The 14,535-nt window shown below is 57.9% G+C and carries 15 protein-coding genes and 1 pseudogene; 4 read left to right on the top strand and 12 right to left on the bottom strand.

What is annotated here, in order from left to right; genetic code table 11:
- The 5 genes and pseudogenes from JJ869_RS08545 to JJ869_RS08525 all read right to left on the bottom strand — a co-directional run.
- Positions 1-449: ABC transporter transmembrane domain-containing protein (locus JJ869_RS08545; RefSeq protein ID WP_292266133.1), on the bottom strand; the 449-nt coding region annotated here is incomplete at its 3' end.
- Positions 446-2,290 (bottom strand): ABC transporter ATP-binding protein, encoded by a 1,845-nt coding sequence (locus JJ869_RS08540; RefSeq protein WP_292266130.1) that lies wholly within the window; start codon positions 2,288-2,290, stop codon positions 446-448. The genes JJ869_RS08545 and JJ869_RS08540, both read right to left, overlap by 4 nt.
- 141 nt (positions 2,291-2,431) lie before the next feature.
- A complete protein-coding gene (locus tag JJ869_RS08535; RefSeq protein ID WP_292266128.1) occupies positions 2,432-3,577 on the bottom strand; it encodes a CCA tRNA nucleotidyltransferase in 1,146 nt (381 codons plus the stop codon).
- Positions 3,574-4,170: a CoA pyrophosphatase gene (locus JJ869_RS08530; protein ID WP_292266126.1), complete on the bottom strand. Its 597-nt coding sequence runs from the start codon at positions 4,168-4,170 to the stop codon at positions 3,574-3,576. Before JJ869_RS08530 ends, JJ869_RS08535 begins: the two co-directional genes overlap by 4 nt.
- Positions 4,163-5,152: pseudogene (locus JJ869_RS08525) on the bottom strand (Hsp33 family molecular chaperone HslO). The gene JJ869_RS08530 and the pseudogene JJ869_RS08525 overlap by 8 nt, the downstream one beginning before the upstream one ends.
- An 89-nt stretch (positions 5,153-5,241) precedes the next feature.
- Here JJ869_RS08525 and JJ869_RS08520 point away from each other — a divergent pair.
- On the top strand, positions 5,242-5,703 hold the full coding sequence (locus JJ869_RS08520; protein WP_292266124.1) for an NUDIX hydrolase: 462 nt from the start codon (positions 5,242-5,244) through the stop codon (positions 5,701-5,703).
- Here the strand turns inward: JJ869_RS08520 and JJ869_RS08515 are convergent.
- Entirely contained in the window at positions 5,671-6,936 is a 1,266-nt protein-coding gene (locus tag JJ869_RS08515; RefSeq protein WP_292266121.1) for a fused response regulator/phosphatase, read from the bottom strand. The two genes, JJ869_RS08520 and JJ869_RS08515, sit on opposite strands and share 33 nt — an antisense overlap.
- A gap of 151 nt (positions 6,937-7,087) precedes the next feature.
- Between JJ869_RS08515 and JJ869_RS08510 the strand changes: the two genes are divergently transcribed.
- Positions 7,088-7,420 carry an Hpt domain-containing protein gene (locus tag JJ869_RS08510; RefSeq protein ID WP_292266119.1) on the top strand — a complete coding sequence of 111 codons (333 nt, stop codon included), beginning with the start codon at positions 7,088-7,090 and terminating at the stop codon, positions 7,418-7,420.
- On the opposite strand, the gene JJ869_RS08505 is transcribed toward JJ869_RS08510, so the two are convergent.
- The 3 genes from JJ869_RS08505 to JJ869_RS08495 are packed head-to-tail and all read right to left on the bottom strand — an operon-like array spanning position 7,417 to position 10,255.
- On the bottom strand, positions 7,417-8,229 hold the full coding sequence (locus JJ869_RS08505; RefSeq protein ID WP_292266117.1) for an SDR family NAD(P)-dependent oxidoreductase: 813 nt from the start codon (positions 8,227-8,229) through the stop codon (positions 7,417-7,419). The genes JJ869_RS08510 and JJ869_RS08505 overlap by 4 nt on opposite strands.
- On the bottom strand, positions 8,229-9,455 hold the full coding sequence (gene ilvA, locus JJ869_RS08500) for a threonine ammonia-lyase IlvA (RefSeq protein WP_292266116.1): 1,227 nt from the start codon (positions 9,453-9,455) through the stop codon (positions 8,229-8,231). The genes JJ869_RS08505 and ilvA overlap by 1 nt, the downstream gene beginning before the upstream one ends.
- 38 nt (positions 9,456-9,493) lie before the next feature.
- A complete protein-coding gene (locus JJ869_RS08495) occupies positions 9,494-10,255 on the bottom strand; it encodes a hypothetical protein (RefSeq protein WP_292266112.1) in 762 nt (253 codons plus the stop codon).
- 93 nt (positions 10,256-10,348) lie between these two features.
- Between JJ869_RS08495 and JJ869_RS08490 the strand changes: the two genes are divergently transcribed.
- Positions 10,349-11,572: an argininosuccinate synthase gene (locus tag JJ869_RS08490; protein WP_292266111.1), complete on the top strand. Its 1,224-nt coding sequence runs from the start codon at positions 10,349-10,351 to the stop codon at positions 11,570-11,572.
- 54 nt (positions 11,573-11,626) lie between these two features.
- On the opposite strand, the gene JJ869_RS08485 is transcribed toward JJ869_RS08490, so the two are convergent.
- Both JJ869_RS08485 and JJ869_RS08480 read right to left on the bottom strand, forming a co-directional pair.
- Positions 11,627-12,040 (bottom strand): hypothetical protein, encoded by a 414-nt coding sequence (locus JJ869_RS08485; protein ID WP_292266109.1) that lies wholly within the window; start codon positions 12,038-12,040, stop codon positions 11,627-11,629.
- A 65-nt stretch (positions 12,041-12,105) separates the two neighbouring features.
- On the bottom strand, positions 12,106-12,837 hold the full coding sequence (locus JJ869_RS08480) for an HAD family hydrolase (protein WP_292266107.1): 732 nt from the start codon (positions 12,835-12,837) through the stop codon (positions 12,106-12,108).
- Positions 12,838-12,998: 161 nt separating this feature from the next.
- Between JJ869_RS08480 and msrA the strand changes: the two genes are divergently transcribed.
- Entirely contained in the window at positions 12,999-13,661 is a 663-nt protein-coding gene (gene msrA, locus JJ869_RS08475) for a peptide-methionine (S)-S-oxide reductase MsrA (protein ID WP_292266104.1), read from the top strand.
- Here the strand turns inward: msrA and JJ869_RS08470 are convergent.
- Positions 13,658-14,533 (bottom strand): ribokinase, encoded by an 876-nt coding sequence (locus tag JJ869_RS08470; protein WP_292266102.1) that lies wholly within the window; start codon positions 14,531-14,533, stop codon positions 13,658-13,660. The genes msrA and JJ869_RS08470 overlap by 4 nt on opposite strands.
- Positions 14,534-14,535 lie beyond the last annotated feature (2 nt).

The raw sequence follows: 14,535 nt of genomic DNA, 5'->3' as shown, positions 1-14,535 counted from the left end.
TGTGCAAGTCGTCCCGCGAAATCATTGTCAAAGAAGGTGACGGATTGCCCAAGCGTCCAGCGGAACATGCGGGCCATGACCTGCATCCCAATATTGGGACCAATCATCACCGACTGCGTCAACGCGAGTCCCCCAAAAAGCAGCGGGCGTGCGATCAGAAGGACAAAAACACAGGCAAAGATAAGGCCACCGTGTTCCGTAAAGAACGCATCCGGCGACGTGGCAGAAACAGCATCTACAACATCACCAAGCAACTGCATCGACACAACTTCGGTCAGACCTGCCAAAACCGATATGACAACGCCCAGCCAGACCACGCGCCAACCGCCCCTCAGACACCACGCCATGAACGCGCGAAGCTGAATCGGTGGCACACCCGGGGCCGGTGCGTCGGGGTCGATCTGGTTTCCGGCAAGCTGGATCAGTTTTTGGTAACTGTGCCGTATCATTCCGCGGCCTTTGTATCAGGATCAAGGAACCCGCCCGACTGACGGGCCCAGAACCCTGCATATAGCCCGCCTTTGGCCAATAGCGCGTCATGGCTGCCCTGTTCGACAATCCGGCCCTCATCCATGACCAGAATGCGGTCCATATGCGCGATGGTCGACAAACGGTGCGCAATGGCGATCACGGTTTTGCCTTCCATCATGCCATAAAGCGTATCCTGAATCGCCGCCTCGACCTCGGAATCGAGCGCGCTTGTTGCTTCGTCCAAAAGCAGGATCGGTGCGTTCTTGAGGATCACGCGGGCCAAGGTCACGCGCTGACGTTGACCACCCGAAAGTTTGACGCCCCGTTCGCCCACCTGCGCATCGTATCCGGTGCGACCCTGCGGGTCTTGCAGGTTGAGGATGAAGTCATGCGCCTGTGCCTGCTTGGCCGCTGCGATCATCTCGGCCTCTGTCGCATTGGGACGGCCATAAAGTATGTTGTCCCGGACGGAGCGGTGCAGCAACGAACTGTCCTGCTGAACCATGCCAATGGCCAGACGCAGACTGTCTTGCGTGACGTGCGAAATGTCCTGACCGTCGATCAGTATGCGCCCGGCCTCGGCATCGTAGAATCGCAAAAGCAGCTTGACCAATGTGGATTTGCCCGCCCCGGATCGCCCGATCAGACCAACCTTCTCACCGGGGTTAATTGTCAGGTTGATCGCGTTCAAGCCCCCGGTATCACGGCCATAATGGTGTGTTAGAGACTGAATCTCGATATTTCCCTTCGTCAGGTTCAACGGTTTGGCATCCGGTTGATCGACCAACGTGATGGGCTGGGCAATGGTTTCCATCCCTTCGGCCACAACACCCAATTGGCGGAAGAACGAGGTCAGCGCCCACATGATCCAACCGGTCATCGCATTAAGGCGCAGTGTTAGCGCAGTCGCCGCAGCGACGATCCCGACGCTGGCCTGACCTTGCATCCAAAGCCAGAACGCCCAGCCGACGACGGCAACGATCAAAAGTCCGTTCAGCGTGACAAGCACCACATCCATGATGGTGAAAAGCCGCATCTCGTATTGGAACGTCTTGCGGGTGTTCTCGATGGCGTCCTTGGCGTAAGTCAGTTCGGTATCGCTGTGTGCGAACATCTTGACGGAATGGATGTTGGTGTAACTGTCGACCACACGCCCGGTCACCTCTGACCGCGCATCGGACGCTGCTTGCGACGCGGGGCCAACCCGTTTGACTGTCCACACCACCAACGCGCCATACAGAAACAGCCAGCCAATCATGGGAATCGCAAGACGCGGATCCGCCTGCCCAAGCAGAACCAAGGCCCCGATCACGTAGGCCAGCGAGAACGTAATTGCGTCGAACACCTGGAACACCGCTTCGCCCGCAGCGGGTGGGGTCTGCATGATCCGGTTCGCGATGCGCCCGGCAAAATCGTTCTCGAACCAGCCGACCGACTGGCGGAGCACATGCTTGTGCGCCCGCCACCGGATCAAGGTGCCGAAATTCGGCAGAATCGTGTTGTTCAGAAGCAGAACATCCAAGGCCTGCAAGGCAGGCCGAACCAGCAGGATGAACACGGCAAGCGCAATCAGCCAGCCGCCATAGGCCTCCCACACCTCAGTCGGATCACCGGCAAGGATATCGACAACCCAACCCATCGCCCAGATGAGCCCGATTTCGATGGACGCAACGACAACCGACATGATCGCGGCATAGACAAAAATCCGTTTGAACGGTTGCGCGTAGTCGAGCATGAACGGCAAAAGCCGCGTCGGCGGTGCGTCCTTTTCGTCGTAGGGGCCGTAGGGATCGACCAGATTTTCGAAAAAGCGGAACACCAAACGGTCTCCTTGGGAAACAGGCAAGAGGCCCAGATCACGAAGAAGCGCGTGTGGCCCGTGACGACAGATAAATCAATGTTCGGTGTTGTCCGTATGACACCGCAACTTTAGCGCGGGTTTTTTCCAGAGAAAACCCGTCTACCCCAGAAGATCAGTTTTGCTGAGTGTAAATCCGGACGCGATCCACTTGTCCTCAACCTCGCGCAGCTTTTCGCCCAGCGCGGCACCCGAGTACTCGGGCATCAGGTCTCCCGGCTTGACCGGACATTTCTGGTTAGATCCGATTTCGGCGGCACGCATCGCCTCGGGGTCAAGCGGCATTTCCAGAAGCACCGCCCGCAGCAGCAGCACATCCTGCGCGATGTCTCGCCCATGCCGATAGCCAAGTTCAGAAGCCGTTTCCGATGTGGAAATCAGGCTCTGATACTGCACAAGTCGCCGTTGATCCTTTTTTGATAAACGCAATTCGGTCCCGTCGAATACAGCAAGTGCGGCCAAACGCCGAAGCGGATCTGGCGTCAATCCGACAGACTGCTCAAGATGCACCAACGGGGCCAAACCAGACATTTGGCTTCTTGGCAAAACAGCATTCAAGACGCCGCTCTGCGCCATTGATCCGACCGCCGGTCCCGGTTCGGGCGCAGACAAGAGCTTGATCAGTTCCGCGCCGATCCTCTCGCGCGACAGTGCGCGCAATCCGTCCAGGCTGACCGCGATGGCGGCCAGCGCATCAGGATCAAAACCAAGATCCGGGTCCCCGTACCACGCGGAAAAGCGAAAAAAGCGGAGGATGCGTAGGTAATCCTCAGCAATACGATCCTGCGCAGTCCCGATGAATCGCACGTGTCGCGCTTCAAGGTCCGGCAATCCTCCCAATGGGTCGATAACTTGACCGGACGCGTCCGCATAAAGCGCATTCATCGTGAAATCGCGCCGTGCCGCATCTTCGGCCATGTCTGTCGAAAACCGCACCACGGCATGACGCCCATCGGTTTCGGTATCCGCGCGAAAGGTCGTGATCTCGTAGCCGACACCCGCCGAAACGACTGTGATGGTTCCATGTTCGATCCCGGTGGGCACCGACTTGAGGCCCGCATCTTGGGCAAGCGCCTGTACGATTTCCGGCATGGCGTCAGTGGCGATGTCGACATCGGTCACCGGAACACCCATGAGCGCGTTTCGAACGCATCCACCGACAGCAAAGGCGCTGTTCCCGCGTGCTTGCAAAGCGGTAAACACCGCTTGCGTGCCCTCCGAACTCAGCCAATCGCCGGTAACCTTCATTCCACACCCATCCGATGCGCCAACCCACGCAGGATACGCGCGGTGGCCCCCCAAATGTAATACGGCCCAAACGGAACGGTGTAGTAGTGTCGGCGTGTACCTCGCCAGCGGCGGGATTGAATGGTGAACAGCGCCACATCCGTCACATGAGCCAAAGGCACGCGGAACACCTCGGCCACTTCGCCCGGTTCTGGCTGCACATCGAAGTCCCGGTCAATCCAACCGATCACCGGCGTGACAAGAAAACCCGTCACGGTTTCATGGGTGGGAAGCGTGCCAAGAACCTCGACATGACCACGCGGCAAGCCCACTTCTTCCTCAGCTTCGCGCAAGGCTGCAGCGATCACATCCGCATCACCTTCGTCCTGCTTGCCACCGGGAAAGGCGATCTGGCCGGGATGGTGTTTCAGCCGTGACGACCGCTTCGTCAAAAGCACCTCGGCACCTTGCGGATCTGCAATAACTGGCACCAAAACACCAGCGGGGCGCAGTTTGCGCCCCTCTGGAAGAACCACATCTGGGTTCAGGTCAAAGTCGGACGATGCCGTACTGTTTTGCAACAACGCCGCTTCAAGCCGCACCCGGTCATTCACCAGACACCTCTTCGGCCTCGAACCCGACGGTCGCAGGATCAAGATCGTAATGTGCGCCGCAGAACTGGCAATCAGCGGTGACACGACCCTCTGCCGTGGTCATCGTCGAAATATCCTTGGCCGAATAGATCGATAGGCTTTGCCGTACACGCTCTTCGGAGCAGGTACAGCCAAAGCGCACCGGCAACGCATCGAACACGCGCGGTCCCTCCTCATGGAACAGCCGGAACAGAAGATCGGTCGATGGCAGGGTCGGGCCGATCAGCTCCATGTCCTCAACCGTCGCCAAGTGAAAGTTCACCCGGTTCCAATGTTCGCCCTAGTCCTCGTTCAAAAGATCTTCGGCGTGCAACAGACCGCCTTCACCCGATCCACCGTCGGTGGCAAAGGGCGACGCCTTCGGCATGTGTTGGACCATAATCCCGCCCGCGCGCCAATGCTGCGGCACACCTGGCTCGGTGGACTGACCAAAGCTGAGCGCGAATTTGGTCGGCAACTGTTCGGACTGTGCAAAATACGCTTCCGCGCAGCTTGCCAAGGTCTGGCCCGTGAGCGGTGTGATCCCCTGATAAGGCTGCATCCCCTTACCCTGATCCATCAGGATCGCAAAATACCCCTCGCCGATCTGCGCCATCGCGGGCCCATCGTTGATCCGGTCAGGATCAAAGCTGGCATAAGCGCGAATGCGTGCAGGCTCACCTTCGGCTTCGGGCGCATAAAAATCCGTGGCAATCATGCGCACAGCACCCTTGGTCTGGATCTGCAATGACAGCTTCCAGCGCAGTTTGATCGTCTGCCCGATCAACGCGGTCAGCAACGCCATTTCGGCCACAAGCGCTTCCACCGGGGCCGGGTAGTTGTGCTGCTTGAGAATTCCGCTCAACACCCCGTCCAGACGAGCCACTCGGCCACGAATGTCCGAATGGTCAAGTTGAAATGGCAGGACGGTGTCGTCCCAGGCGATTTTCGATCCGAGTGTCATGGATTTTCCTTGCTTGCCGCCCTCCGGCATGTTCGGGACTATATAAGGGACGATCTGGCAGGTCCAAGGGGCAGAAGGGGAATGACACGATGCGCAGGCACGGCGAGGCACCCGAAACAGGGCGATCCTACAAGGTTCGAACAGGCGCTTATGCCATTTTGCCAACTGAGGGCGGCTTGCTTCTGACACATCAGGATGCTCCGGAACCCGAGGTGCAATTGCCGGGTGGTGGCATCGACCCGGGTGAATCCCCAGTCCAGGCTTTGATTCGGGAAGTCTACGAAGAAACCGGCTGGCGCATCTCCCGACCCCGACGTCTGGGCGCGTATCGGCGGTTCACCTACATGCCGGAATACGATCTCTGGGCAGAGAAAATCTGCCTGATTTACATGGCCTCTCCGGTTATTCCATATGGCGACCCTTTGGAGCCGGGGCACACCGCTTTGTGGATGGGTGTCGATGAGGCGTTAAACACATTGGCCAATTCCGGCGACCGCGATTTCTTGGCGCGCTATGCGTCACACCTGACCATATTCCAGAAGCGCAGCTGAGATATCGTCGTCAAACTCGGTCGCGCCAGCCAATCTGTCGCGCAACGCATCGTAAAGTGCATCCAGGAAATCGGGCCCCGAAAGACCCGAAGCAATCGTGTGGACCACGTCGAGAAGACCTACAGTGTCGAGCATTGACCCATCAGGCAGGACTGCTTCGGTAAACCCGTCTGTATAGAGCAAAAGCCGATCGCCCGGTGCGAGCTGGAGTGTGTGATCATGGAACATGGCATCGTCAATCAAGCCGACAGGCAATCCTCCTGAACCGATGAACTCTGCCGTTCCATCACCACGCAGCAGAAGCGGTGGCGGATGCCCCGCTTGGACAAACCGCGCAATTCCGGTTTCTTGGGCAACATGGACATAGGCCAAGGTCAGGTATTCGGTCACGCCCTGCTGTCCGACCACCCTCGCATTCAGACGTGACGCCATGTGTGCCGGTGGCAGGAAGGAAAACCCGTCATCACCCCGCTGCAACGCAAGGTTTTCGTCGGGAAATTCCGAACTCAGATACCCCGCAACACGGGCCGTCATCATGGCTGACGTGATGCCATGGCCGGATACATCGAGACTAAACAGGCCGAAATCGCCATTTTCGACCGAGAACATTCCGGCAAGGTCGCCACCGACATGTCCACAGGACCGCAAAAGCACACTGACCCGGCTGTTGCCGAAAATCGCAGATCGGACAGGCATCAAGGATTGCTGCAGCACTCGCGCTTGCTGAAGATCCTTGTCGATGGAGGCATGAATGCTCTGCAATTCGGCCAGTGTTTCAGCGATCACCGCATTCTTCGACCGAAGTTCCTGCTCCATCGACAGGATACGGGCACCGGCATTGATCCGGGCGCGCAATTCGTCGCCATTCACTGGCTTTGTCAAGAAATCATCAGCCCCGGATTCCAGCCCGGTGGCCACGGCCGCCTTTTCGGATTTCGATGTCAGAAGGATAAAGTAGCCATAGGCCGCCCGCCGGGTCGCGCGGAAGGCGGCACAAAACTCCGGACCACTCAGCCCCGGCATCATCCAGTCCGAAATGATGAAATCCGGTTGAAACGTTTGGCACAGTTCCAAGCCGGTTTCGGCATCTTCCGCCTCCGCCACCTCGAACCCCCAACGTTTCAGCATGAGGGTGAGGATCTGACGCTGTGCGCGACTGTCGTCAACGACAAGCACGCGACGCAGAAGCGCGTCTTGCACATCGGGGAACGCAAACTTCGCGCTCTGAAACATAACCTTCACCAACCCATGCGTCGGCCCCCGGTGTCTCTTTAGCTGCTGGGTGTTAACGGAAAGTGAAAACCAAAATCCACGACATCAGGCAGCGTTGTTTTGCAGAATCTTCATCTTTGATTGTTACCCCGTCCACGTGATGGAGGGTCTCATGATCGACTGGACACGTGTTGAAGAACTGCGCGATGAAATCGGCCCCGAAGATTTCGCCGAGGTTGCGGAACTTTTCCTAATGGAGGTTGAGGATACGCTGTCTCGGCTCAAACATGCTGAAAACGATAGCCAGACTCTGCAGGAGCTGATGCATTTCCTGAAAGGCTCGGCACTTAATCTGGGATTTTCGCAGCTTGCAGAGACCTGCAGCACAGCAGAATCAGCCGCCGCCAAGGGCTGCATCCAAACTGATATCCCTTACCTGAAATCCCTGTACAACCAGTCCCGCATTCTGTTCGAAGCCGAATATGCGCAGCGGTTCGCTGCCTAGATAAATTTATGGAGTGATGCCGGGTCCGATCCGTCTGCCTGTTCGAAGACGTGATCACGCAAACGTTGCATTCCTGCGATCCATCGGTCCGTATCGGCAGCGCGCTGTGCGAAATAAGTCTGCGCCTCCGGGTGCGGGAAGATCATGAACCGTCCTTCTTCGATCCCCCGCAAAGTCGCCTCGGCCACCGCATCGGGTGTAATTACCCCATCAGGACGCAAGTCATCGGGCGAATCGTAGCCCAACAACGGCGTTGCAACGTAAAGCGGGCAAACAACAGACACCTGAATTCCGTCCTTGCCGTGTTCGATTGCCAGCGATTGCGCCAGACTGACTGCGGCATGTTTCGTCGCGGAATAAGCGGCATCCCCGATCTGCGACAGCACTCCAGCCGCCGATGCGACATTGACCAGAACGCCGGACCGGCGCTCGACCATCTTCGGCAACAGCAACCGCGCCGCGCGCAAATGCGCCATGACATGCAAATCCCAGCTTTTTTGCCAATGCGCATCTGGCCGCGATGTTGGACCATCTGGCTCGCCCAGCGCGAAACCCGCGTTGGAAAACAACATGTCAACTTGGCCAAAAGCAGCCTCCGCAGCAGCAACCATCTCAACGATGTCACCCGGATCGCTCAGGTCGCCTTGATACGGCACGCCGCCGATCTCATCCGCAATCCGCCCTGCGTCGTCACCGTTCAAATCGCACACAAGAACGTAAACGCCCCGTGCCGCCAAAGCCCGGGCCAAGGCCGCGCCGATGCCCTGCCCAGCCCCGGTGACAATCGCAGTTGCCCCGTCGAACCGCATCAGATCACGAATTGCGACAGCAGATCGTCGTCGGTGATGTCCTGATAGGTAAAACCCGCCGCATTCAGCTGCCCGAAAAGCCGGTCGAAATTGGTCGCATTGCGCGTTTCGATCCCGATCAGCACAGAACCGTAGTTCCGTGCCGATTTCTTCAGGTATTCGAACCGTGCGATGTCGTCCTCAGGACCAAGGAAGTTCAGAAAATCCTTAAGCGCACCGGGGCGCTGCGGCAGCCGCAGGATAAAGTATTTCTTCAATCCAAGGTATTTCTGGGCCCGTTCCTTGACCTCAGGCAAACGCTCGAAATCGAAGTTGCCGCCGGTGGTCACGCACACAACTGTACGTCCCTTGATCGACTGACCCAAATCCTGCAACGCATCGACCGACAAAGCACCGGCAGGCTCCAACACGATCCCTTCAACATTGAGCATTTCAAGAATCGTGGTGCACAGACGGTCTTCCTTGATCGTCAGCGTATTCGCCAACCCGATCCCATTAAGCCGCGCAAAGGTCTTTTGCCCGATCTGACCCACCGCAGCGCCATCGGCAAAGGTGTTCACATAATCAAGACGCACCGGCTTGCCAGCCTCAAGTGCCGCGCGCAAACACGCACCACCAGCCGGTTCGACAAATGTATATTGGCAATCAGTGCCAAGATAGCTGAGCATGCCAGCCGACAAACCCCCACCACCGACAGGCAAGACGATATGGTCCGGCATCCGGCCCAATTGTTCGATCACCTCGACCGCGACGCTGGCTTGCCCTTCGATCACGTCCTCATCATCGAACGGAGACAGGAAATGTCCCCCGGCTTCGGCGCAAAACGCTTGGGCAGCGGCCAGTGTATCGTCGAAATAGTCACCAATCAGACGGATTTCGATGTTATCGCCCCCGAACATCGCGGTCTTCTGGATCTTCTGTTGTGGGGTTGTCACCGGCATGAAAATCACGCCGGTCTTGCCGAAATGCTTGCACATATAGGCCACGCCCTGTGCATGGTTTCCCGCGCTTGCGCAGACAAACAGCTCCACATCGGAACGCTTGCGCATCGCGTTAAACGCTCCGCGCAGCTTGTAACTGCGTACAGGGGAAAGATCTTCGCGCTTGAGGTAAATCTCCGCGTCGTATCGTTCCGACAGATGCGCATTACGCAGCAGCGGCGTCGGCGGGAAAACCTCGCGCATCGCGAGGGTCGCGTCACGCGCGGATTGGGCAAAATCAGTCATATATCCCCCTCGGGGCAGTAGCGCACGGGCGCAAGCGTTCAGTCAATGGGGCGATCTTCTACGAAATGCCCGTAAAGCGTGGTCAAAACCGAAATCCCGATGATCGTGGCGAACCAGTTGACCACCAGCGAATAGACCACGTTGATCGCGGAACTGGGATTATCGTTGAACCAAGAAGGAAGCTGGATGATCACGCTTGCGCCGACCACGATCAACGCAAGAACAAGGATCGTTCCGCTTTGCCCCTTGGTCACGTCCCAGGTCTCTCCCAGCGTCAGCTTATCGCCCAGCGCAGCAGCCGGCAGCATCACACCCAATCGGAAGAACAGATACGCAGCTACGCCAATCAGAACCAACGACATGACACCCGCCACCGCAGGCAACCCAATGGAAATGATGCCAACGGGAATCGACAGAACCATCACGCCGAGAACAACCAACACGCCGATCAGGATGGACCGCCCGAGATACCCCATGACCGCGGAGCCATGAAACGTAGGCAGCCAGCCAGACGTGCTTTCCCCGGTCAACGCAAAACGATGCCACGCGACCGCGATCCATAGGCTGGCGATCACCGCCAAAATACCCAAGATGATGGTCGGAAAGATCGTTTCCGGCGACATGACCGGCACCTGCGTTCCTTCGAAGTCCATCATTTGCGGCGGATTCAGGAAACTGTAGACCGTGTAAATGCTCTGAATGAGATACAGAACCAGCGAAAGGCGCAAGGCCTGTTCCAGATTGGCCATCACCAGATTGAACGAATGTCGGAAAATCTGCCAACCTTTCATCCCACTCATCACCTCGTCTCCTCTGCCCTGTTCCAAGGCCACTTCTTGCCCCTGCTCTGAAAAACAAGTAATCGCCCCGGCAAACCCGTTAAAGGAAAACCCATGTCTGCGCCCAAAAAAGTTGTTCTGGCCTACTCCGGTGGCCTTGATACCTCGATCATTCTGAAATGGCTGCAAACGGAGTATGGTTGCGAAGTCGTGACCTTCACCGCCGATCTGGGCCAAGGCGAAGAACTGGAGCCTGCGCGCGAAAAGGCGGTCATGCTGGGGATTGATCCTTCGAACATCTACATCGAGGACGTGCGCGAAGAATTCGTCCGCGATTTTGTCTTCCCGATGTTCCGCGCCAACGCACTGTACGAAGGGCTGTACCTGCTTGGCACCTCCATCGCCCGGCCGCTGATCTCCAAGCGTCTTGTTGAAATCGCCGCGATGACCGGTGCCGACGCCGTGGCGCATGGCGCAACCGGCAAGGGCAACGACCAGGTGCGGTTTGAGCTGGCGGCCTACGCGCTCAACCCCGACATCAAGGTGATTGCACCGTGGCGCGAATGGGATCTGACCTCGCGGACCAAACTGCTGGACTTCGCCGAAAAGAACCAGATCCCGATCGCCAAGGACAAGCGCGGCGAGGCGCCTTTCTCGGTCGATGCAAACCTGCTGCACACGTCCTCTGAAGGCAAGGTTCTGGAAGACCCCGCGCAGGAAGCGCCCGATTACGTCTACCAGCGCACCGTGCATCCCGAAGATGCGCCCGATACGCCCGAAATGGTCGAGATCACCTTTGAAAAGGGCGATGCCGTGGCCATCAACGGCGAGGCGATGTCGCCCGCCACGATCCTGACCAAGCTGAACGAGCTTGGAGGCAAGCACGGTGTCGGTCGTCTGGACCTCGTAGAAAACCGCTTTGTCGGTATGAAGTCACGCGGCATCTACGAGACACCGGGCGGCACAATCCTGCTCGAAGCACATCGCGGCATCGAACAGATCACACTCGATTCAGGTGCAGGCCACCTCAAGGATTCGATCATGCCGCGCTATGCGGAACTGATCTACAACGGCTTCTGGTTCAGCCCCGAGCGCGAAATGCTTCAGGCCCTGATCGACAAGAGCCAAGAGCACGTCACCGGCACCGTCCGCGCAAAGCTTTACAAGGGCTCCGCGAACACGGTCGCCCGCTGGTCGGATCATTCGCTCTATTCCGAAGCCCACGTGACCTTCGAAGAAGACGCGGGTGCCTATGATCAAAAAGACGCGCAAGGCTTCATCCAGCTCAACGCGCTACGTCTGAAGCTGCTGGCGGCGCGGAACCGTCGGCTGAAGTAAAACAGTCTCTAATCAAGCAAAAAGGCCCGCCAGATCGGCGGGCCTTTTTCGTATTCAGTTCGCGGTGACGACAGTCATCACCAGCTTGTCGTCCACCCGGATCGGGCCGTCTTCCTTGGCGCCCAGCGTGTATTCGAACACACCGGTCGACATGCCGCCGTCTTCGCCATGAACCATCAGCATCAGCATGTCGCCCGACGCGACCTCTTCCTGAAGGATCGCGGCGACATCCATGTTCTCGCCTTCCTTCAACGCGGCATAACCGACAACCGGACCCGGCTTCATCTCGGCGTCAGTGCGGTGCACGACCAGCCAACCGTTGGCCGGAGCCACCACCTTGGCTGCGGTCACGGTGCCGCCGGACACATCCTGATCCATCGCTTCAACGGACGGAGCCATTGAATGTCCCGCCGCCATAAGGGCCGTCGCAGACAGTGCAAAAATCGTGGTTGAGAGTGCAAATTTCATGGTCAGTCTCCTGTTTGGTGCGGGCATTCACCCCGCGGACACCAACAACCACGAACGTCGATGGTTCAGAGTTTCACGATTTGCGAAATTTTTTTGGCCTCAAGCTTTTGAAAGGCGGGCATCGTCTGGTCTACCAATTCCTCCAGATGACCCGTTAGCTCCGGCAGTGGTCCCTCCGGACCGGCAAATCCGGTTGTCGCATGAAGGGACGTGTACCAATGCGGTGCCCACACCCCATCATAGGGCTTTGGTCCCGCAGGCCAAGACAACATTGATGGGTCAAAGTCCAACCCAATTGTTTCACACAAAGCGCGCAACATGCCCTCTGGATCGACACGGATATCGGCGCTGTCGATCACGACCGGGCTTTGACCAAGCGCCAGAACATGATCGAACAGCTCTGCCTGCGCATCAAATCCGATGTCATCAGCCGTCAATTCCGGATAGCCTTTGGCAAAGCTGGCAACCACACGCGCAGGGTGGCGGATCAGAAAGACATTCACACAGTCCGACATGAACCCACGCGGGATTCCGTCGATCATGTGCTGGCACATATGCTTGTGGTAGGCATGGGTTTTTCCGTCAGGAATGGAGTTGATCAGAGACTGTTCCACCGCAACTGTGTCTTCGGTCCGATCCTCAAGGACCACATCGCGCATCGGATGATCAAGTCCGGTCAGCCGCAAATAGGGCCCGTAGAACGGCTCATCCAAGACTGAAAAATCGGCGCGTTGGGCAAAGGAATACATCATCGCCGTCGACAGATTGCGCGGTCCCGACCACATCGCCACTTTCATCTCGGCCGCCTCCCGACAGGACTGTTTGTCCCGGACGGTATCGCCTGAAGGAGATCGCGCAAGCGGTAACTCGATTTCACCTTCAAGTGAGGCGCCAAGTCAGAAATTGCGTCGTGCCCGTCTTTCATCGCAGGTTGAACCCTATCTACAGGAGGTTTCCCATGCGCCCACTTCGCCGCAGTCACCCGATTATTCTGTCTCTGGCCATTCTTGCCGGGGTCTTTCTGCAATCCACCGACGCACATGCGGGGGAAACACGCGAGATCGTTGTTGCCGGAGGATGCTTCTGGTGCGTTGAGGCAGATTTCGAACGCGTGCGCGGCGTAAAAGAGGCGGTGTCCGGCTATACCGGCGGGACCGTGGCGAACCCGACCTACAAACAAGTGACGGCGGGGCGCACGGGCCACTACGAGGCGGTGAAAATCACCTATGACAGTGCGGTTGTCGACCGCGACCGCCTTTTCAATCTGTTCTTCCGGTCGATTGATCCCACTGATGCGGGCGGTCAGTTCTGCGATCGTGGACAAAGCTACGCAACCGCGATTTTCGTCTCTAACGCTGCCGAACGCGCCGCCGCCGAAAAAGCCAAGGCTGAAGCGCAGGCCGCCTTGGGTCGCAAGATCGTAACACCTATTCTGGACGCGTCTGCGTTTTATGAGGCGGAGGATTACCATCAGAACTACTACAAAGGCACCAATCGGGTCCTGACACGCTTTGGCGCAATCCCGCAGAAAGATGCGTACAAACGTTACCGTGAAGGCTGCGGGCGCGACGCGCGCATCAAGCAGCTTTGGGGCAATGACGCGCCGTTTATCGGCAACTAAGCCAAACGCGCGTCTTCGATATCCTTGAGATCAGGGATCACGTCAGCGGTGCCGTGGCGCGTGACCATGATGGCGCCCGCCTGCTGACCCAGTGATATCGCCTGTTCCATCCGCAGACCACGATCCAACCCTGCCACCAGAAAACCGGTGAATGTGTCCCCAGCGCCAGTCGTATCGACTGGCGTGACGGGAATCGCGGGGAACGTCTTGTCGGTGCCATCATCCGTATTCACCCAGCGACACCCATCTCCCCCGAGTGTCACAATCACATCTCGCACGGGCAAGTCGGTCAGCGCGACGCCCAGCGCATCCGTCAACTGCTGCGCCTCGATTGCGTTCATCACAAGAATGTCGAGCATCGGCAAAACCGCCTCGACCGAGTGTGCATCGAACGGAGCAGCGGCATAAACCACCCGCAACCCCTTTGACGACGCAAGCGTTGCCCCTTCGATCTGCGCGGAGGTTTCGTTCTGGAACACGAAGGTGTCAGCTTCGGTCGCAACGGCTAGCGCTGAGGCGATATGTGTCCCTGTCAAAGCCCGATTTGCCCCAGGATAGAGCAAGATCGCATTCTCGCCGTGATCGTCAACCATGATGACCGCATGACCCGTCGGCACATTCAGTTCAACGATGTTGCGCGTATCGACACCGTATTCCAACAACCGTTCGATCGCCCAGCGCCCATCGCTCCCCACGGCCCCGATATGCACGGCGCGTGCGGCGGCACGGGCAATGGCGACCGACATGTTCGCGCCCTTTCCGCCCAATCCACGGCTGTGTTCAGTCGATGCGAGCGTTTCACCGGGCGCAAGCAGGTGTGGCACCTGATAAAACAAATCTGCGTTGATCGAACCGAGGTTATAAACGGCCATGT

It is taken from the genome of Marivita sp., assembly GCF_017643905.1.
Lineage (GTDB): Bacteria > Pseudomonadota > Alphaproteobacteria > Rhodobacterales > Rhodobacteraceae > Marivita.
The sequence above is the reverse complement of the archived record's forward strand: the minus strand, read 5'-3'. Positions and strand labels throughout refer to the sequence as shown.

What these genes read in the sequence shown, in the direction of transcription:
- JJ869_RS08510 (WP_292266119.1), top strand. Translation starts at nt 7,088, where the DNA reads ATGATCGACTGGACACGTGTTGAAGAACTGCGCGATGAAATCGGCCCC.
- JJ869_RS08470 (WP_292266102.1), bottom strand. Translation starts at nt 14,533, where the DNA reads ATGGCCGTTTATAACCTCGGTTCGATCAACGCAGATTTGTTTTATCAG.
- ilvA (WP_292266116.1), bottom strand. Translation starts at nt 9,455, where the DNA reads ATGACTGATTTTGCCCAATCCGCGCGTGACGCGACCCTCGCGATGCGC.
- JJ869_RS08485 (WP_292266109.1), bottom strand. Translation starts at nt 12,040, where the DNA reads ATGAAATTTGCACTCTCAACCACGATTTTTGCACTGTCTGCGACGGCC.
- JJ869_RS08535 (WP_292266128.1), bottom strand. Translation starts at nt 3,577, where the DNA reads ATGAAGGTTACCGGCGATTGGCTGAGTTCGGAGGGCACGCAAGCGGTG.
- JJ869_RS08495 (WP_292266112.1), bottom strand. Translation starts at nt 10,255, where the DNA reads ATGAGTGGGATGAAAGGTTGGCAGATTTTCCGACATTCGTTCAATCTG.
- JJ869_RS08480 (WP_292266107.1), bottom strand. Translation starts at nt 12,837, where the DNA reads ATGAAAGTGGCGATGTGGTCGGGACCGCGCAATCTGTCGACGGCGATG.
- JJ869_RS08520 (WP_292266124.1), top strand. Translation starts at nt 5,242, where the DNA reads ATGCGCAGGCACGGCGAGGCACCCGAAACAGGGCGATCCTACAAGGTT.
- JJ869_RS08515 (WP_292266121.1), bottom strand. Translation starts at nt 6,936, where the DNA reads ATGTTTCAGAGCGCGAAGTTTGCGTTCCCCGATGTGCAAGACGCGCTT.
- JJ869_RS08505 (WP_292266117.1), bottom strand. Translation starts at nt 8,229, where the DNA reads ATGCGGTTCGACGGGGCAACTGCGATTGTCACCGGGGCTGGGCAGGGC.
- JJ869_RS08490 (WP_292266111.1), top strand. Translation starts at nt 10,349, where the DNA reads ATGTCTGCGCCCAAAAAAGTTGTTCTGGCCTACTCCGGTGGCCTTGAT.
- msrA (WP_292266104.1), top strand. Translation starts at nt 12,999, where the DNA reads ATGCGCCCACTTCGCCGCAGTCACCCGATTATTCTGTCTCTGGCCATT.